Annotated in this window: 22 protein-coding genes; 6 read left to right on the top strand and 16 right to left on the bottom strand. The window is 42.1% G+C overall.

All coding sequences use genetic code 11. From position 1 onward, the window contains the following. Positions 1-29 precede the first annotated feature (29 nt). The gene (locus ACDZ29_RS16255; protein ID WP_375088165.1) at positions 30-497 is read right to left on the bottom strand and encodes a CBS domain-containing protein; all 468 of its coding nucleotides are present in this window, start codon (positions 495-497) and stop codon (positions 30-32) included. 66 nt (positions 498-563) lie between these two features. Next, on the bottom strand, positions 564-2,054 hold the full coding sequence (glpK, locus tag ACDZ29_RS16250; RefSeq protein WP_375088164.1) for a glycerol kinase GlpK: 1,491 nt from the start codon (positions 2,052-2,054) through the stop codon (positions 564-566). A gap of 189 nt (positions 2,055-2,243) precedes the next feature. Between glpK and ACDZ29_RS16245 the strand changes: the two genes are divergently transcribed. Both ACDZ29_RS16245 and ACDZ29_RS16240 read left to right on the top strand, forming a co-directional pair. After that, positions 2,244-3,035, top strand: coding sequence for a TIGR00266 family protein (locus tag ACDZ29_RS16245; protein WP_053534043.1), 792 nt, complete (start codon positions 2,244-2,246; stop codon positions 3,033-3,035). 90 nt (positions 3,036-3,125) lie between these two features. Beyond that, positions 3,126-3,332 carry a hypothetical protein gene (locus ACDZ29_RS16240; protein ID WP_222620127.1) on the top strand — a complete coding sequence of 69 codons (207 nt, stop codon included), beginning with the start codon at positions 3,126-3,128 and terminating at the stop codon, positions 3,330-3,332. A 2-nt stretch (positions 3,333-3,334) separates the two neighbouring features. Here ACDZ29_RS16240 and ACDZ29_RS16235 read toward each other — a convergent pair whose 3' ends face one another. Then, complete coding sequence (locus ACDZ29_RS16235) at positions 3,335-4,084, bottom strand: SDR family NAD(P)-dependent oxidoreductase (protein ID WP_289317605.1); 750 nt, start codon at positions 4,082-4,084, stop codon at positions 3,335-3,337. A 250-nt stretch (positions 4,085-4,334) separates the two neighbouring features. Here ACDZ29_RS16235 and ACDZ29_RS16230 point away from each other — a divergent pair, with 250 nt between their 5' ends. Together ACDZ29_RS16230 and ACDZ29_RS16225 are read left to right on the top strand one after the other, a co-directional pair. After that, positions 4,335-4,637 (top strand): phasin family protein, encoded by a 303-nt coding sequence (locus tag ACDZ29_RS16230; protein ID WP_289317606.1) that lies wholly within the window; start codon positions 4,335-4,337, stop codon positions 4,635-4,637. A 14-nt stretch (positions 4,638-4,651) separates the two neighbouring features. Then, positions 4,652-6,322 (top strand): ABC1 kinase family protein, encoded by a 1,671-nt coding sequence (locus ACDZ29_RS16225; RefSeq protein ID WP_375088163.1) that lies wholly within the window; start codon positions 4,652-4,654, stop codon positions 6,320-6,322. Positions 6,323-6,378: 56 nt separating this feature from the next. On the opposite strand, the gene ACDZ29_RS16220 is transcribed toward ACDZ29_RS16225, so the two are convergent. From ACDZ29_RS16220 to ACDZ29_RS16190, 7 genes are all read right to left on the bottom strand, one after another. After that, on the bottom strand, positions 6,379-7,314 hold the full coding sequence (locus tag ACDZ29_RS16220) for a catalase family peroxidase (protein WP_375088162.1): 936 nt from the start codon (positions 7,312-7,314) through the stop codon (positions 6,379-6,381). 450 nt (positions 7,315-7,764) lie between these two features. Continuing rightward, entirely contained in the window at positions 7,765-8,079 is a 315-nt protein-coding gene (locus tag ACDZ29_RS16215; protein WP_370014139.1) for a YbjQ family protein, read from the bottom strand. Continuing rightward, positions 8,060-8,278, bottom strand: coding sequence for a sigma-Y antisigma factor component (locus ACDZ29_RS16210; RefSeq protein WP_375088161.1), 219 nt, complete (start codon positions 8,276-8,278; stop codon positions 8,060-8,062). Before ACDZ29_RS16210 ends, ACDZ29_RS16215 begins: the two co-directional genes overlap by 20 nt. After that, a complete protein-coding gene (locus tag ACDZ29_RS16205; protein WP_375088160.1) occupies positions 8,271-8,609 on the bottom strand; it encodes a DUF5345 family protein in 339 nt (112 codons plus the stop codon). Before ACDZ29_RS16205 ends, ACDZ29_RS16210 begins: the two co-directional genes overlap by 8 nt. After that, a complete protein-coding gene (locus ACDZ29_RS16200; RefSeq protein ID WP_375088159.1) occupies positions 8,569-8,781 on the bottom strand; it encodes a sigma factor-like helix-turn-helix DNA-binding protein in 213 nt (70 codons plus the stop codon). Before ACDZ29_RS16200 ends, ACDZ29_RS16205 begins: the two co-directional genes overlap by 41 nt. 41 nt (positions 8,782-8,822) lie before the next feature. Beyond that, the gene (locus tag ACDZ29_RS16195) at positions 8,823-9,128 is read right to left on the bottom strand and encodes a sigma factor (protein ID WP_375088158.1); all 306 of its coding nucleotides are present in this window, start codon (positions 9,126-9,128) and stop codon (positions 8,823-8,825) included. A gap of 86 nt (positions 9,129-9,214) precedes the next feature. Further along, positions 9,215-9,643, bottom strand: a complete 429-nt coding sequence (locus ACDZ29_RS16190) for an Lrp/AsnC family transcriptional regulator (RefSeq protein ID WP_289317610.1) — start codon at positions 9,641-9,643, stop codon at positions 9,215-9,217. Between the two features lie 118 nt (positions 9,644-9,761). Here ACDZ29_RS16190 and ACDZ29_RS16185 point away from each other — a divergent pair, with 118 nt between their 5' ends. Further along, positions 9,762-10,160: a carboxymuconolactone decarboxylase family protein gene (locus ACDZ29_RS16185; protein ID WP_375088157.1), complete on the top strand. Its 399-nt coding sequence runs from the start codon at positions 9,762-9,764 to the stop codon at positions 10,158-10,160. Positions 10,161-10,260: 100 nt separating this feature from the next. On the opposite strand, the gene ACDZ29_RS16180 is transcribed toward ACDZ29_RS16185, so the two are convergent. Then, positions 10,261-10,728, bottom strand: a complete 468-nt coding sequence (locus ACDZ29_RS16180; protein WP_289324003.1) for an Lrp/AsnC family transcriptional regulator — start codon at positions 10,726-10,728, stop codon at positions 10,261-10,263. 173 nt (positions 10,729-10,901) lie between these two features. On the opposite strand from ACDZ29_RS16180, the gene hisC reads away from it, so the two are divergent. Continuing rightward, positions 10,902-12,014, top strand: a complete 1,113-nt coding sequence (gene hisC, locus ACDZ29_RS16175; protein ID WP_289324002.1) for a histidinol-phosphate transaminase — start codon at positions 10,902-10,904, stop codon at positions 12,012-12,014. 96 nt (positions 12,015-12,110) lie between these two features. Here the strand turns inward: hisC and ACDZ29_RS16170 are convergent, their stop codons facing one another. The 5 genes from ACDZ29_RS16170 to pdhA form a co-directional block, all read right to left on the bottom strand. Continuing rightward, the gene (locus ACDZ29_RS16170; protein WP_375088156.1) at positions 12,111-13,487 is read right to left on the bottom strand and encodes an amino acid permease; all 1,377 of its coding nucleotides are present in this window, start codon (positions 13,485-13,487) and stop codon (positions 12,111-12,113) included. Between the two features lie 317 nt (positions 13,488-13,804). Then, positions 13,805-15,229 (bottom strand): dihydrolipoyl dehydrogenase, encoded by a 1,425-nt coding sequence (gene lpdA / locus ACDZ29_RS16165; protein ID WP_370014131.1) that lies wholly within the window; start codon positions 15,227-15,229, stop codon positions 13,805-13,807. Continuing rightward, positions 15,230-16,510 carry a dihydrolipoamide acetyltransferase family protein gene (locus ACDZ29_RS16160; protein WP_370014130.1) on the bottom strand — a complete coding sequence of 427 codons (1,281 nt, stop codon included), beginning with the start codon at positions 16,508-16,510 and terminating at the stop codon, positions 15,230-15,232. 23 nt (positions 16,511-16,533) lie between these two features. Next, a complete protein-coding gene (locus ACDZ29_RS16155; RefSeq protein WP_289323998.1) occupies positions 16,534-17,517 on the bottom strand; it encodes an alpha-ketoacid dehydrogenase subunit beta in 984 nt (327 codons plus the stop codon). Continuing rightward, positions 17,517-18,605 carry a pyruvate dehydrogenase (acetyl-transferring) E1 component subunit alpha gene (pdhA, locus tag ACDZ29_RS16150; protein WP_375091154.1) on the bottom strand — a complete coding sequence of 363 codons (1,089 nt, stop codon included), beginning with the start codon at positions 18,603-18,605 and terminating at the stop codon, positions 17,517-17,519. The genes ACDZ29_RS16155 and pdhA overlap by 1 nt, the downstream gene beginning before the upstream one ends. Between the last annotated feature and the right edge of the window lie 307 nt (positions 18,606-18,912).

The raw sequence follows: 18,912 nt of genomic DNA, 5'->3' as shown, positions 1-18,912 counted from the left end.
AATCGAGCAGGCCTTTTTATGATACCCACTTATTCCAGCTTTTGAACGAATTCCTTATATAGGGCCCTAAGGGCATCTCCCCTGCTGATGATGCCGACGACTTTATCATTTTTGTCCACGACGGGGATTTTCTTGAAATGATGCTTGGAAAGGACCTTTATCAATTCATCTAGCGGATCTTCGGGAGATAGCTTTGTAATCCTTTTATTTTTAACGATTTGTGAGACTTTATCATTCATCTTGGATGTAACCTTTTCATCCAATTCTTCACCAGGAAGAACCGTAATGTATGTGAAATACCCCATGATGGCTTCCTCGGCAGGTGTCAAATAACGAAGGATATCCCCGTCCGTCACCATTCCCAATAGCTTATCATGTTCATCCACGACCGGGACACCGCCCACTTTATTTTCGATTAAGATTCGCAGAATTTCCTTTAATGTAAAATCAGGACGGGCTACATAGACTTCCTTTATCATTAAATCCTTAACTAACATATTACCACCCCTTTTTTAATTTGGACGTTCTGCATTTATCTCTCTTCTATTAATACCCTTACTAACTTATTTAAAAACCCTTGCCGCCTGAACTGCCTTTTTCCAGCCATTATATAAACCCTTCCGTTCCTGTTCTTCCATCTCTGGTTCGAATTTCTTATCGACTGCCCATAGCTTTGAAATCTCTTCCTGACTTTCCCAATATCCGACTGCAAGCCCAGCTAAATATGCTGCACCTAACGCTGTCGTTTCACTAATAACCGGTCTTTCGACTGGTACATTCAAGAGGCCGCTTTGAAATTCCATCAAAAAGTTGTTTTTGACAACCCCGCCATCGACCCTCAATGCCTTCAAGTTAATCCCTGAATCGACTTCCATCGCGCTAAGGACATCTTTTGTCTGGTAGGCCAATGCTTCCAATGTTGCCCGGACAAAATGCTCCTTCGATGTCCCCCTTGTTAGACCGAATACAGCTCCCCTGACATCACTATCCCAATAAGGGGTACCTAATCCGACAAATGCGGGGACTACATAGACGCCATCGGCTGAAGTGACCCGCAAAGCATACTTTTCACTGTCTTTCGGGTCATGCAAGAGCTTCAATCCGTCCCTTAACCATTGTATTGCCGAACCTGCAACAAAAATACTGCCTTCCAATGCATATTCGACTTTACCGTTCAGCCCCCATGCAATCGTGGTCAACAGACCATGCTCTGATTTCACTGCCTTTTCTCCTGTATTCATCAGCATAAAGCATCCGGTGCCGTACGTATTCTTAGCCATTCCTTTTTCAAAGCATTCCTGTCCGAACAAGGCGGCCTGTTGATCTCCCGCTGCCCCGGCAATCGGGATTTCGTGGCCAAAGAAATGGTGTGGCGCTGTTTTCCCATATACCTCCGATGAAGAACGAACATCCGGCAGCATCGATTGCGGAACTTGAAGAATTTCCAGTAGCTCTTCGTCCCACTTCAAATCATGAATGTTATACATCAGCGTCCTTGACGCATTCGAATAATCGGTCACATGTGCTTTTCCACCCGATAGTTTCCATATCAGCCATGTATCGATCGTACCAAACAATAAGTCCCCGTTTTCAGCTTTTTCCCGCGCCCCATCAACATGGTCGAGAATCCACTTCACCTTAGTACCGGAAAAATAAGCATCAATCAACAAACCGGTTTTCCGCAAAAATAATTCATCGAGACCCTCATCCTTCAATTGTGCGCAGATTTCGCTTGTCTGCCGGGATTGCCAAACGATGGCATGATGAATCGGCTGGCCTGTTTCCTTTTCCCATACCACGGTCGTCTCCCGTTGATTCGTGATGCCGATCCCAGCAATCTGTTCTGGCTTTACATTCATTTCCGATAGACAGGAAGCGATTACCGATAAAATGGAACCCCAAATTTCATTGGCATTGTGCTCCACCCATCCTGGATTCCGGAAATATTGGGTGAACTCCTTTTGGGCAATATGCAAAACTTCCCCGCTTTTATTAAATAAAATGGCCCGGGAGCTAGTCGTTCCCTGATCCAATGATAATATGTAGGTCTCCATGGTTGTCTCCTCCTACACTTAAGATTCATTTCAGCTTAAGTGTCATGCTGTTTTTTTCTTTCTTCATTTTACTAGGATATATCCGTGAAAACAAAAAATATATAAATTACGGCTGAAAAATTGAAAAATATTGGCAGGTTAAGAGTTTATCTTTTACAATGAAATTAAGGTCGATAGGAGGAATGGAAATTGAATAATCATGAAATAGATTTTAAGTTATATGGAGATGACATGCAGTTTGTTGAAGTGGAATTGGATCCTCAGGAAACCGTGATTGCCGAAGCTGGAAGTTTAATGATGATGGAAGATCAAATCAAGATGGAAACCATCTTTGGTGATGGGTCTTCAAATGGTGACAGCGGAATGATGGGTAAGCTATTCGGTGCCGGGAAACGGCTCCTTACTGGTGAGAGTCTTTTCATGACGGCTTTTACGAATGAAGGACGAGATAAAAAACACGTTTCATTCGCCTCGCCTTATCCAGGTAAAATCATTCCGATGGATTTAAGCGAGCTCGGCGGGAAAATCATTTGTCAAAAAGACGCTTTCCTGGCGGCTGCAAAAGGCGTTTCGGTCGGAATAGAGTTTCAGAGAAAAATAGGGGCAGGCTTCTTTGGCGGTGAAGGCTTCATCATGCAAAAACTAGAAGGGGATGGAATGACCTTCGTTCATGCCGGTGGCACGATCCATAAAAAAGAATTGGCTGCAGGAGAGATCTTACGTGTGGATACAGGATGTTTGGTAGCAATGACTAGCGGGGTAGATTATAATATTGAAACTGTAAAAGGCGTGAAAACCGCTTTATTCGGAGGCGAAGGTTTATTCTTTGCAACATTAAAAGGACCCGGAACCGTTTGGGTGCAATCTTTGCCATTCAGCCGGCTTGCCAGCCGTGTATTTGCTGCAGCGCCGCAAAATGGAGGATCATCCGAAGAAGGCAGCGTAGCTAAAGGCTTATTCAATTTATTCAACGATAAATAAGAACCGGACCAATGGCTGCCCCATCATGGCAGTCATTGATCTCTTTTGAAAAGGATGGATAGCTAGATGCAGCTTGTTAAGTGGTCTTACATGAGACGCTATAATATCAGGGCAATTTTTGATCAATTCCCGAATTCTCCTGTTATTTTCCGAAAAATAAGAGATTACTATTTTGTTTATACCGTTCACTGGACAGCTGCCGATGCCCCTATCGGCATAAAAGAGCTAGAAGAAATGGAACAGCTGCTAAACCGTGAGCTCGGAACTGAATTGCAATATCTTTATCGAAAAAAATGAGGTTACTCCTCGTATATCATTTTTCTTGTCATACCTCCATCGACGATAAGATCCGCACCCGTAACGAAATCATTTTCCGTTGCCGTCAAATAAAGACAGGCCCTTGCAATATCTTCCGGTTTGCCAACCCGATTGGAAAAATGCTGTTGATGATCTTTATCCCTCAGCGATTCATAATCACCCGTTTCAATCCACCCCGGAGAAATCGAATTGACCGTAATTTTCTCGTTGCCTAAAGAAGCAGCAAGTGCATGTGTCAGTGCTTTGATCCCACCTTTTGTCGCTGCATAGGATTCTGAATCCGGCTCAGACATTATTGCTCTAGTTGATGCTAAATTGATGATTGCACCCCCCGTTTCATTTTTTCGCATTGATTCTGCCGCCGCCCGGGAACAAAGGAAAACACTTCGCAAATTCGTATTCATCATATCGTCCCATTCCTCAATCGTCAGATCATAAAGCGATTTGAATGATGCCTTTCCCGCATTATTGATTAATATATCAATGGTCTTATATGTTTTTAGAGTTACATCCATCAAATGTCGGATGTCTGCTTCCTTACGAACATCCGTTTTAACGAACATGGCTTCATGACCATTACTTTTGAGCTCTTCCACATACAGAAGACCTTCCCGCTCGTCCAAATCTGCGAGAACGACTGAAGCTCCGCTTTCTGCATATCCTTTTGCCACGCCTCTCCCTATACCATTCGAAGCGCCTGTTACAATCACCGTTTTATTAGTGAAACCCATTATTCCATCCCCACTTTCACAGCGTATTTTTCCCTATCATAATATCCAATTCGCTTCACTTCAAACAATTTCCCTTGACTGATCAACAATTCCTTTTCCTTATCATCAATAATCATCAGGACCCTTATTTTTTTGTAGCTGCCATAAAGTGATGTATGATGGATAGTAACAACAAGATTGAACCCAGGGTGAAAGTCATCCGCTATTATCTTTCTTACAGTGTAAAAATTTATATTGGAGGAATGTAAAAATGGACTTATTAAAAAATGTGTTTTCTTTAGGATTAGGTGCTGCCGCTGCTACAAAAGAGCAAATTGAAAAAGCGGTGGACTCTCTTGTGAAAAAAGGCGATATCAGCAAAGAAGACTCCAAAGTCCTTATTAAGCAATGGGTCGAAAAAGGGGAACAAGCCCAAAAGCAGCTGGATGATTCCGTCAAGGCCAAAGTCAACCAAGCGCTCAACGGCCTAAACTTGGCAACTAAAGAAGAAGTTCAGGAATTGGAGCGACGTATCGTAATTTTGGAGAAACAGAACCAAAATATACAATCGTGACAGGAGGTACTTGAATGTTTCGCAAGCGACTGAAACACGCACATCGTTACCAAGAAATCATTAATGCCTTCTTGAAAAATGGTTTTGGTTACTTCATCTATCGCCTGGGATTATCCGAGAACAAAGCGGCATCGAAACTCCAACCCGATGAAAACCTGAACCTTCGCTCAATTGGAGAGCGGCTGCATACGATATTACAAAGCTTGGGTCCTACATTCATTAAACTTGGTCAGATTGCAAGTACGAGGCGTGATTTCGTTCCGGACGAAATCGTCCGCGAACTTGAAAAGCTACAGGACCAGGTCAGCCCCTTTCCATTTGATAGGGTTCGCAAAATTGTCGAAGCCGAATTGGGTGATTCTTTGGAAAACATTTTTCTGGAATTTCATGAAAAACCACTGGCAACCGCTTCGATTGGGCAGGTCCATACGGCACGGCTTCCGTCACAGGAAGTCGTAGCAATCAAAGTGCAGCGGCCCGATATTCTGCCGACAGTGGAAACGGATTTGGAAATTCTCGATGATTTGGCAAGACTTATGGAAGCTCGGATATCTTGGGCAAGACGCTACCAGATCAGAAAAATGATTGATGAATTCGCTAAATCACTCCGCGCAGAACTCGATTATAACTCCGAAGGCCGAAACGGGGAAAGAATAGCCAAGCAATTCATCGATGATAAAGGGTTTAAGGTACCAAGGATCCATTGGGAGTATTCCACAAAAAGGGTCCTGACGATGGATTTCATTCAAGGAATTAAGATCAATCATTATAAACAGCTTGATGATGAAGGTTATGACCGCCGGAAAATCGCGGAAAGACTAGCGAATTCCATGCTTCAGCAAATATTGATCGATGGCTTTTACCACGGCGACCCCCACCCTGGCAATATCATCATTTTGCCAGGAAACGTCGTCGCACTCATGGATTTCGGAATGGTGGGACGACTGGAGGAAGAAACGAAGTATCAGTTCGCCTCGCTTGTCATCAACCTTAAACGCGGAAGCACCAATGGATTGATCAAGACGCTTTCAGATATGGGCCTTCTGACGGACGAAATCGATATGACCCCATTGAGGGGGGATATTGATGAACTGCGAAATAAATATTATGATATCCCATTGAGCCAAATCAGCTTAGGCGGAGCAGTCAATGACCTGTTCACGGTTGCCAATCGGCACCAAGTCCAAATTCCTCCCGAATTCACGATGCTCGGCAAGGCCCTGCTCACCATGGAGGCCATTGTCGAAGGATTAGATCCGAATTTCAGCATCATGAAAGCAGCTGAACCTTTTGGGGAAAGGCTTTTTAAGGAACGCTACAATCCAAAAAACATTGCGAAGAACGCCTGGAATCAATTCATCGAGTCTGCCGAAGCCATCGCCGAACTGCCCAAGGATATCAGGGAAGTAACAGGTATCATAAAAAAAGGGAAATTGCGGCTCGATATCAATATTCCCGAACTTCAAGTTTTTTTACATAAGCTTGATCAAATCTCGAACCGGCTGTCTTTCAGTATTATACTGCTTGCATTCAGCATAATCATGGTCGGTCTCATTATCGGTTCTGCAATAGGCGGGGAAACACTGATCCTATGGAAAATACCGGTTATCGAGATTGGATTTGTCGTTGCAACCCTGATGTTCTTACTCATGCTTTACACCATTTTCAGGTCCGGAAAAATGTAAACTTACAAAAAAGGGAAAATCCTTTAATAAGGAGTTTCCCTTTTTCAAGATACCTTTCATTTGTTATTTATCCGACGGTCATACGAAACGGCATACGCACTGTGGCGAAAATGCAGGATTGGGTCCTCAGAACACTCAATTCCTTCAGGAATATTGGTTGGATCAAACAATAGATGATCCTCAGCATCTTCCAATTTATTAGAAATTTCCAAATGGCCGACCGTAATTACCTGTTTATCTTCCGACCAAGCTTTGGTTGGATCGTCAGCCGGGTCATTTTCCCCTCCTATTTGAATGTTCAACTTAAAGCCCACCGGACCTTGCTTGAGCCTCTCTTCCATTTCTTCATTCAAGTATTCTGCCGAATGCTCGGCTACCTCTTTTTTTGCCAGCATACTAAGGCCGGCATCAGGTACCCACTCATACTTAATTGCCTGACGCTTTCCTTCCGCGTTAATGAAATAGAATGCATGAATGGAGTAATATTGACACATTGAGAAACAGGCTGGAGAACGCATTTCTTTAAGCATTTGCAGGCTTGCCTTGCTTTCAGGGTATTTCAACAGGATTTTGGCCAGCTCTTTAAGATTGGGGAAACCTTCTTTTGCAGATTTGAAAAAGCCCGCAATATCAACAAACGCTTCCGGTGTTTTTGCAAAGAATAGCGGAATGGTCACAGTAATAAGATCTGACACCTCTCCATTGGGCAATTGAAACTTCACGGCCATGCCCTTTATAGGGGAAATGGCATCAGGATGGCTTGGAATGGGCGAGCTATTTGAAAACCGAATGATCACTGGCACAGCTTCCTCCTGAAGATGCGAAGCCACCGTTAATGGGGACGCTTTTCCGTTTGGGGTAAAAACCCCCTCATACACATATCCCCTTGCATGCGCACGACGATAACCAGGATATGTTCCAGCTACATTTTCAATCACATTAACTGCTTCACTGGCTAGTTTCGGTTTCAAATTTTCATCATTTTCCTCCATAACACAACACCCCATCTTTTCAATGTCAACTCATTGTTCACTAGTTATTACCTCTACCCATTAATCTACTTCCCTATTCAAATTAAACCCGCTCTATCACTTTTCTCATAACTGAACTTTTTACAAAAAGAATAAAACGCCTGGAAAAATCCAGGCGTTTTATCTTTTATTCAAATTATTCCCTCGATTAAAGGGTGTCCGATTGATTCGAAACGGTTTTAAAAAAGTTCAATTGGCGATAACCTTAAGGTAAATAATAATCTCTATAAAATTCCGAATGTTCCCTTGTTGCCTGTAGAATTGTCCCGCTGAGTTTATTTAAAATTCCAGTTAGGGAGCTACTGCCCATTTAAAAAGATTTACTGAATAGTGGGAAGTTCATTCAAATAAGGGTTACAAAAAAAGTTGATTCAAAGACCTATATCAATAGAATACGAATTAAACATGAAGTCATTCAACATGAACTGCCGTGCCGTAAGCAATGATTTCACAAGTGTTTTGCATGATCGCAGAGGTTTCCAGACGCATTGCGACGATTGCGTTCGCCCCTTTTCCTTTCGCTTCATCGACCATCCTGCCAATTGCTTTTTGTCTGGCTTCCTTCATCATTTCTGTATACTCAGTAATTTCACCGCCGACAATTGTCCGTAATCCCGCGAGAATATCTTTTCCAATATGCTTCGATTGAACACAGTTTCCCTTAACTAGTCCCTTCAGTTCCTTAATTTCTTTACCAGGGACGGTATTAGTAGTCACGATAATCATACAGCTCATCCTCTTCCTTTTTTCTTATTCTTTTTATTATCAAATAAAAAATTAATGGAACCGGGGCTTGAATCAAACCTAAAATACCCCATATCCATTGGTTGAAGCCATTCTTCCTGGCATCGATAAATAAATAACTGCTTTGGGTCAATAAAATCAACCCGCACACGATTAATGCATATATTTCAAGGCTACTCATGACTCACCTTCCTTTTCACATAAAACGTATAAAAACCAATGAAAATCACGGTCATCACTTGGATCGTCAGAAACACTTCTGGTTGATGGAATAGGGCAATAACCATAAAACCTAGAATGACTGCAGCGGTTACAGTAAATATAAAAAGTTCTTTCAACCATTTTTTTTTGAGTTTTTCACGTTGCATCTTAACTTTTTGTTCAAAATAAGCTCCTTTAGGGATATCAACTGTAAAAGCATCATCAAAATTTTCCAGGCTCCTATTTATTTGGATGATTGTTTCTTGATCATCATTGCCTGAGTGGTTTGGATAAATTGGATGGTTCTTCATTAACCGGGTTCAACTCCTTTCTTACTGTTTTTATACCTTTATGGACACGTGATTTCACGGTACCTTCCGGAACTTTGACTATCCTCGCTATTTCTTCATAAGAAAAACCATAGTAATGCTTCAAAATGATTGGTACACGAAAATCATCCTTTAGATGACCCAACGCCTCCATGACATCATCCCAAGCTTGGTTATTGTTTTGTGTTTCCCATTTCAGTTTTCGTACTGTCTTCTCTTGTTTAACCAGGTGAATTCTCGCTTCTGTTTCCGTTTCTGATCCAAATATAAATGGGTTGCAATGGAAATCAGCCATGTGGAAAACTTCGACGCCCCCTTAAACCTTGAAAGATTCTCAGTTGCTTTCGAATAAGTCTCCTGAGCTAAATCTTCAGCATTTTCGAGATTAAAGGTCAACTTCAGTAGATATTTAAGCAGAAAAGGATAGGAACCTTGAAACAATGCAGCCAACGCTCCATCATCTCCCTTTTTTGCCGCTTTAACCAGATCTCTTTCATCCATTTATTATCACCACTCTCATATCCGTAACCTTTATACTTATTTGACGTTTAAGTTGATGATATCGTTCACGGGAAATAAAAATTTCTTTATTCCTGACTTATCTTTACCTCAGAAAGAATTACATGTGTAATAGTTGCCGCAAAAGGGATTGTCCGATTGATGAATTCCTCCACTTCTTCAAGGCTCTCACTGTGGATTTTCAGCATAAAGCAAGCCTGCCCGGCAATTCGATAACAAAAGTCAACATTCGGTAGCTTGGAGATATACTTTTTGAATTTCTCATATTCCCCATTTTTTATCGTTGCTTCCACGATGCACTCAATAGGAAAACCGATCTTTTTATGATCAATCTCGGCAACATACCCTTTAATGATCCCGAATGACTCCATTTGCCGTACCCGTTCTGTAACGGTAGGGGCGGAGAGGTTTACTTTCTTTGCCAACTCCCTCATGGAAATCCGGCTATTCAACCTTAATTCAGCAAGGATGCTTTGGTCTTTTTCATCTATTTTCATTCTAAAATTATTCCCCTTCTTTTCTTTATATTTAGTCATTATTCAACCGAAATACTTTACAAACGGAATTAATATTCCTGTTTTTTTATATTAGGATTATCTCAAAGGGGAGATGTTCATGACAAGAATAAAAAAATCATCGCTTGGATCCAGTCCGTTTCAAAGGTTATTTCATTCAGAAGTTATTTCGCATAAATGGTCGGACCTCTCAGATTGCGTATCTGCAGATGGGTTACTTTCGAAGGAGTTAAAGGAAAACGTCAGAAGGGTGTTGGCATACGGTAATGGCTGTTCATACTGTCAGGCCAAAGGGATTCCATTAAAGCCGGAAGAAACGAAAGAAAGCTATGCAATCGCCTTTGCGGAAGTATTCCTCATTCAACGTGAAAAAACGGAGGAAAAGTTTTTCCAAGTATTGAAGGAGGCATTCAGTGATGAAGAGATTTCTGAACTATTGGCATTCATTTGTTTTACAATGGCCCAGCAATATTTCGGTGCTTTGATGGATTTAAAATAACGCCAAAAAAGGAACAGGCATCTCGCCTCGTTCCTTTTTTAAAAAACTATGAACCTTTCAACCGTCCGAACCCATTTACCGGCATCAGTTGAAATTCCAGCTATGATTTCGCACCATGATCCTCCATTTCATTGACCCTTGGAAGAATGGAGCGGGAAGGTACCGGAGATGTCAAAACTATGGAAGTATTCAGATGTCCATAAGGTATTAATCGATCTATTAGTAATCTCATGCTGTCCATATCAGCTAAAGCCGCTTTCAAAAAATATCCAACTGTTCCTGTTACACGATGGCACTCGATAATGTCTAAATCATTTTTCACTAATTGCTCAAAATCGGAAACAGCAACCTTAAGTTCACTGACTTGAATGAACACAAGTACACCTCTGCCTATTGCCAATGGTGAAACCCTTGCGCTGAAACCCTCAATGATCCCCTTTTCTTGCAGGCGATACATACGTTCAGAAATGCTTGGTCGACTGAGAGCCAATTTCTTCGATAGTTCACTAATCGTAATGCGTCCATTCATTTGTAAAAGTTCCAGTAACCTGACATCTATTTCATCCATGAAGCAACCGCCTTTCATAATGAAGGAATATAAGCTTATATTTCTTTAAAATGTTGTATGGAAAGCGAAAAATACATTCTTTTTTGTATGTAATTTTAACAGTTAATATTCTATCATTAAAATAATCAAATAGATAAAGAAAATTCAGAATTCACCAAAGGGAGGAACCTGCATTGACCTATACGAAAATCCCGGTTCGAAAAAACATCGAAGACATCAGCCCATATGTTTCCGGTAAGCCAATTGAAGAAGTGCAACGCGAACTAGGACTTGAAACGATCGTTAAATTGGCATCCAATGAGAATCCATTCGGTTGCTCAACTCTGGCAAAAGAAGCCATGATTATCGAAATGGAGCAAACCTCCTTTTATCCTGAAGGTATGGCACCGTCATTAACTGAGAAGTTGGCAAGGAAATTGAATATCGATCAAGACCATATCATCTTAGGCAATGGATCTGATGAGGTAATACGTTTGTTAACAAGAACCTACATTCAACAAAATGATGAAGTCATCATGGCTGATGTTACTTTCCCTCGCTATGAAACGAATGTAGTGATAGATGGCGGCACATCTATAAAGATACCTCTTATTAATGGTGCACATGACCTGCAGGGTATGTACGATGCCATAACTGAAAAGACAAGAATGATATTTGTCTGTAATCCCAATAATCCGACAGGAACGATCGTTCAAAAAGAAAAGTTAAGATCTTTTATCGAGAAGGTGCCGAAACATATTTTACTGATCGTTGATGAAGCCTATTATGAGTATGTCGACGATGCAGAATATTTAGAAACTTTGCCACTGCTAAATAATCATTTAAATCTTGTCATCTTACGCACTTTTTCAAAGATTTATGGATTGGCTGCATTAAGGATTGGATATGGTTTAATGGATGCTTCCATCATACAAGAGCTAGTTAAAGTGAAAGAACCCTTCAATACGAATCGTTTAGCACAGGCTGCGGCCTTCGCTTCCCTCGACGACCATACATTTGTAGAGCAATGCGCCCGTAAAAATGCAGAAGGAAGAAGATATTTAGAAAACGAACTACGCGAGATGGGATTAGCTTTCTTCCCTTCACATGCCAACTTCTTGATGGTCAAACTGAACCATCCTGGCAGGGACGTTTTTGAGAAGCTATTAATTCAAGGTGTCATCATCCGTTCCGGTCATTTGTTAGGCTATGAAAATACTATCCGCGTGACCATCGGCACCCCACTTGAAAATGAAAGATTCATAACCTCCTTACAACATGTAATCAATAAAATATCCACTACTTGAACTATCAATGAAGTTGCAGCTGGATTGTAATTATTAAAACATGAAAGATACGACATAGACGCCTTTGCCCATGTCGTATCTTTGACGTGAATTTATTTAACAAGATTCCTTTTCGATTATGGTCGTTTCCTGTTCATCCCCATTTTTAAATTTGAAGATCGAAATCGAGATTAATGCAGCCAGCACAATAAGGCAAGCAATGATACTGATTCGGTTCTGTTCACTAAACACGAACATGACACAAATGAAGCTTAAGGTGATTACAGCAAATAATGTTACATATGGAAAGCCCCATAATTTAAAACTCGGAGCTTTAGGGTATGAATTGCGAAGTTTTAGCTGCGCTAAACAGATGCTGATCCATACAAGTGATACCACAAAACCCGGAAACGCCATTAATAGAGTAAATGCCTTGTCCTGGGCAACGTAGGTAATCATGGAGCCGACGACCAATACAACGGCACTTAGTATTAAACTATACAATGGAACTCCATTTTTCGATACATAAGAGAACGACTTTGGAGCTTCCCCTTCTGCAGCTAAAGAATGCAGCATCCGAGTACACCCATATATTCCAGAGTTAGCAGCAGATAATACGGCCGTAATTAAAATGAAGTTCATGATGTGTGCAGATCCCTGAAAACCGGACATTGATAATACTTGTACGAATGGACTTGCCTGGTCGCTAATTTCGTTCCAAGGAATCAGACCGCAGATTATAAGGATCGGTAAGGTGAAAAATAATACGACTCTCCAAATATAGCTTTTAATGACCTTCGGTAAAATGCGTTCTGCATCCTTCGCTTCCGTTACCGTCACCCCGATTAACTCAGAGCCGCCATATGAGAACATGACGATCAGTAATGCTGAAAAGATTGACATCCACCCATTTGGGAAAAACCCTCCGTGCCCTGTGAAGTTTTGTAGATAATTTGATCCGCCGCTTGGGATGACCCCAAATAAAATACAGGCTCCCAAGATAATGAATACGATGATCATTGTAATTTTAATGCCAGCAAACCAAAATTCGAATTCGCCATAATGTTTAACATTCATCATGTTGACCCCGATGATCAAAGCAGCACACCCTAAACTTAATATCCATAGTGGGATTGCCGGGAGCCAATACTGCAAGAAGCTGCCTGCCACCACTACCTCAATGACACAAACGGACAGCCACATGAAACAATACATCCAACCTATGATGAAGGAACTTCGCTTTCCAAATGCTTTCTGAATGAAACCTTTCATATTCGTATTTGGATAGACGATTGCCATTTCCGCTATAGCTCCCATGACTACAAGAAGTAATAATCCTGCAAACATATAAGTGAAAATGACTCCTGGTCCTGCTAATGATATGGTTTCGGAACTTCCTTTAAAAATTCCAGTACCTATTGCCCCTCCCATTGCCATCATGCTGATATGCCGCGGCAATAATCTCTTTTGCAGTGATCCGCCATTTGATTCCATTACATTTGCCTCCTTTATTCCATAATTTCTCGTATAATAAATCCAACTCATTTCAATCGTTGAATGGCGAATAGATAAATTATCTCATCAACCGTTATGGTTCAGGAGTGAAAGGGTGCAAAGCCTTTTTGAAAAATTTTCTCATACCTCACCAAAGTAAAAATGATATCAATATACCATTAGTTTTACAAGAGGAATCATTACAGTCTATTACTGCTTTGACTTAGGGCGGACCAATGACTAGGTTTCTAACTCCATTAAAATAAACCAATCTAATCGGGGACTACATCGGTAATCCCCACCAATTACCGGTTATCCTATTTATTTACAATGTGAATCGCATGTCCCAAAACTGCCTCCGCCGCTTCCATCCATCCCTCAGCCAAGGTTGGATGAGGGTGCACGCTGAGGGCTATATCTTCGACCCGAGCCGCCAGCTCAAGGGCGAGGACCCCTTCACCTATAAGGTTGGAAGCATCTGCACCAACCATATGCATCCCAAGCAATATGTGGCTTTCTGCATCCACGATCACTTCAGCAAATCCCTCTGTTTCATCCATTGCAAGTGCCCTTCCGTTGGCACTGAATGGGAATTTCCCGGTCTTGACGCTGTATCCCTGTTGTTCAGCTTCTTCACGGCTTAAACCAACCCCTGCTATTTGTGGTTCCGAGAAAATCACATAGGGGACATAAGGAGAGTCAATCGCACTTGGCAACCCCCCTATTACTTCAGCTGCCACGATTCCCTGTTTGGACGCTCGATGGGCAAGAGCTGGACCAGGTGTAATGTCTCCGATGGCAAAGATATGCGGCACATTTGTACGGCATTCCATATCTACAGCTATATAGCCTTTTTCGCCAACCGTAACGCCAGCCCGATTCAGGCCAATCTCTTCAGTGTTAGGAATCCTGCCAATCGTAACCAGGGTCTTTTCGCTCACGACCACTTCCGACCCCTGTTTTTTCGAGGAAATCTGAAGGTGTACATGACCATCCACTACACTCGCCTTTTCTACCTTCGAGGATGTTTTAATGTTCATCCCCAGCTTCTTGGCATTACGGGTAACTTCCTTGACCAGGTTTTCGGCAACCTGGGGGAGAATGCGGCTAGCCATCTCAATGATGGTCACTTTAGTACCTAACTTGGCAAAGGCCATACCCAATTCGATTCCGATATAGCCTCCGCCGATGATCGACAAGCTGGATGGGACTTCCTGCAGCAGCAAAGATGCTGTTGAATCCAAAATATATTCTCCATCGACCTTAATGAATGATGGAATGTAAGGTCTGGACCCCGTCGCAATAATTGCCTGTTCAAACTTGTAGGTTTCAAAATCGCCATCGGTTTCGACTCCGATGCGGTCATCAGATAAAAAGGTTGCTTGACCTTTAACCACCGTCACTCCATTTTCTTTACACAAATGGGCAATACCTTGGTTCAACTGGGAAGTGATGCCCTCTTTCCAATCCTGCCAAATTCCCAAGTCCATTGTGGTTCTTTCTTGAGAAAGTCTGATACCCATTTTCCCTAAATCGTTAAGCCTTTGGTACTGATTAGCTGCGTGAATTAAAGCCTTCGAAGGAATACAGCCCCGATTTAGGCAAACCCCGCCCAGCCTATCCCTTTCAACCAGCACGACCGATTTCCCTAACTGTCCGAGACGGATAGCCGCAGCATATCCCCCCGGACCTCCCCCCATGATGATAATATCCGTCTCTACAGCAACTTCCCCTACTACCATTTATCTCATCTCCACAACTAAACGAATTGGATTTTCCAGCAGTTCCTTGATCCTGTTTGTAAAATGTACCGCTGTTACACCATCAATTAAACGATGATCGAAAGATAAAGACATATTCATCATTAAACGGATAACACCTTCCAAATCGCGAACGACCATGCGGTGTTCCATTTTATGCAACGCCAATATTGCCGCTTCCGGATAGTTAATGATCGGGGTGGCATGCAACCCTCCGATCGGTCCAACATTGCTTATGGTAAATGTGCTGCCTGTGATTTGATCTATGCTCAACTTCCCTTCCCTGGCTTGGGTTGCCAATTTCCTGATTTCATCAGCCAGTTGGAAAATGGTTTTTTGATCTGCATGTTTTATGACAGGAACAATGAGACCCTCTTTTGTATTTGTTGCAATCCCAATATGATAATAATTTTTCAGGATGATTTCATTGGTCTTTTCATCAATTGAAGCGTTTAAAGTTTTAAACTCCTTTAAGGCAATGACAATCGCTTTAACGAAAAATGGTAAAAAAGTCAATTTAATATCCTTAACATCGGAATACGCCTTTAATTGATTTTTAAATTCCTTCAATCGGTCCATTTCCAATTCATCTACATGGGTTACATGAGGAATGGTCGAAACCGACTTTACCATATGTTCAGCGATTTTTTTACGAATGCCCTTAAGCAGAATCCGCTCTTCCCACTCATTTTCCAATCCCTTTGCCCTGTCGGCATTCTTCATTGTGGCCTTATCTTGAAGAATCTTGTTATCGTTATTATAGACATTTTCCCGTGTAATCGAATGATTTTCTTTAAACTGCTTCAAGTCACTTTCGGTAATTCGCCCTGCAGGACCGGAGCCCTTAACCTGCTCGATATCAATCTTCATTTCCCTCGCCATTTGACGCACGAATGGGGTAGCCAACACACGCACTGCCTCAAGATGCGGCTTGCTTGTTATATGTCCTGCATTTACTTTTACATCACCTGATTGCGCGGCCTGGATTTCTTCTTCACCCATGTCTGTTTCCGGAGCAGGCATACCGTTTTCTACTTGAATGGTGAATATGGTGGTTCCCACTTCCACTATATCCCCTTCGGAAAAAAATATCTTCTTGACCACTCCCGCTGCGGGAGCAGTCAACTCCGCATTGACTTTATCCGTTTGCACTTCAACAATGGGTTGGTCCTGTGTTACCGCATCCCCTTCTTTGATGAGCCATTGGATAATTTCCCCTTCATGCATCCCTTCCCCTACATCAGGAAGTTTGAATTCCAACATGCGTCTTCCTCCTTAATCATCAATTAAAATGATATCGTTTCGACTATTCCTTGTTTTACACGGTCAACAGTCGGTAAATAATGATCTTCTATTGTAAACGGCGGAACCGGTACATCAAATCCTGTTACACGCTTAATCGGAGCTTTCAGGTAAATAAGGGCTTCATCATTAATGATGGAGATAATCTCCGCACCTAATCCGGCAGTCTTGTGGGCTTCATGGACGATTAATGCACGACCAGTCTTTTTAATGGATTGCACGATCGTATCCCTATCTAAAGGGTATAGTGTTCGAAGATCGACCACTTCACACTTCCAGCCTTTTTCATCTTCAATCTTTTTCGCGGCATTCAATGCCTCCCTCAACATGGACCCCCATGCAAAAATGGTCAGGTCACTTCCCTCCTGGACCACTTTTGCTTGACCTATTGGTATTCGGTACATTTCGTCGGGAACTTCTTCCTTAAAAGCCCGATACAATTTGGTCGGTTCCAAAAAAATCACTGGATCAGGATCTTCGAGCGCTGAAATGAGCAGCCCTTTTGCGTCATATGGATTACTGGGTGCAACCACCTTTAAACCCGGAGTATGGGCAAAGAAGGTTTCGACACTTTCGGAATGAAGTTCAGGCCCCCTGATTCCGGCACCATATGGTGTACGGATTACGAGGGGCACCCCAAATTGCCCACGAGTACGATACCTCATACGGGCAGCATGGGAAACGAGTTGCTCGAAACCCGGGTAAATAAAGGCGAGAAACTGGATCTCCACTATAGGCAGCATTCCGTTAAGGGCTAAACCAATGGCAGAGCCGATGATTCCGGATTCAGCTAATGGCGTATCCACAACTCGATCTTTTCCATACTTCTCATAAAGCCCTTCCGTCGATCGGAAAACTCCGCCATTCACTCCAATATCCTCACCCAAGATCATCACGCGATCATCATGACCCAGCATTTGGTCCAGCGCTTCCGTAATAGCCTGGAGCATCGTTAAATTTTTGCCCATTATTTCTTCCCGCCTTTCCTTAAGATTTGGTTCAATTCCTCCTTCTGTTCCTTTAGATGCCACGACTCCTCGGCATATACATGGTTAAACATTTCGAGCGGGTCGGATTTCGGATACCCTTCGGCTTTTTGAAGGTGAGCATCAATCAGTTCGTTGAATTGTTTTAACGCCAATTCTTCCTGCTCTTCATTCCAGTAACCCTCTTTATTCAAATACTTACTAAGACGTGTTATCGGATCCCGGTTCTCCCTCCAGTAGGTTGAAATTTCCTCCTGATCGCGATATATGTTCGGATTGTCTGCAGTAGTATGGGCGCCATAGCGAAAGGTAACAGCTTCGATTAAAGTAGGTCCTTCCCCTTTATGCGCTCTTTCGACAGCCTCCTTTACAGTCAGCCATACTGCGAAAATATCATTTCCATCCACTCGCACCCCATGGATGTCATAAGCGGCAGCCCTTTGGGATATGGTTTTAGATGCCGATTGCTTTTCAAAAGGCACACTGATAGCGTAGCCATTATTTTGGCAGAAAAAGATTGTTGGGGTTTTATAAACGCCAGCAAAATTCAGTGCCTCATGAAAGTCCCCTTCAGAAGTGGCTCCATCACCAAAATAAGCAATGCTAACATTCTGTTCGCCTTTAATCTTACTTGCCCAAGCCGTTCCAACCGCATGAACCATTTGAGTGGCAATGGGAACACTTGGGGGCAATATCCTTTTGCCTTCTGGACAAATCGAACCATCAAAATGCGCCATCCAGTATAGGAAAACACGGTATAATTCCTGACCATGAATGATTGCCGCTCCATGATCACGGTATGTGGGAAACATCCAATCCCCTGCCGACAATGCTAAAGCGCTTCCTACCTGGGATGCTTCCTGTCCTTCGAAAGGTGCATAAGTTCCAATCCTGCCTTGGCGCTGGAGATTAATTGATTTTCGGTCAAATGTTCTGAGCAGGAGCATGCTTTCATACATCTTTAACATCAGTGATTTATCGATTTTTCCATCTATCGTTTCAATGATTTCCCCATCAGGAGTCAATACTCGAAACATTTCCGGCTCAACTCCATTTGAATGCGCTTTCATTATTGGGTTTCCCGTCTTTTCCATTTCACTTCTCCCCTTAAGATAGATTTGTTTCGCAAACTTACCAAGGTTTTGAACAGTCATGAAATAACAGTCCAAAATGTTTTCATTGGTCTTTTATGTCTGTGAATATATAATGTTTCATAACCTACATTTGCTTATATAAAAGGATAATACATCCAAGATTTTAATAATATGTTAAATAGAATGAATTTTTCGGATATTACCTTTATTTAGAATGTGTTTTCTCATACCTCACCTTCATTTTGAAATTAAGCACCATTAATGGAAAAAATTTATATAAATC

The organism is Peribacillus sp. RS7 (assembly GCF_041956845.1).
Lineage (GTDB): Bacteria > Bacillota > Bacilli > Bacillales > DSM-1321 > Peribacillus.
This window is presented reverse-complemented; position numbering and strand designations above follow the sequence as displayed.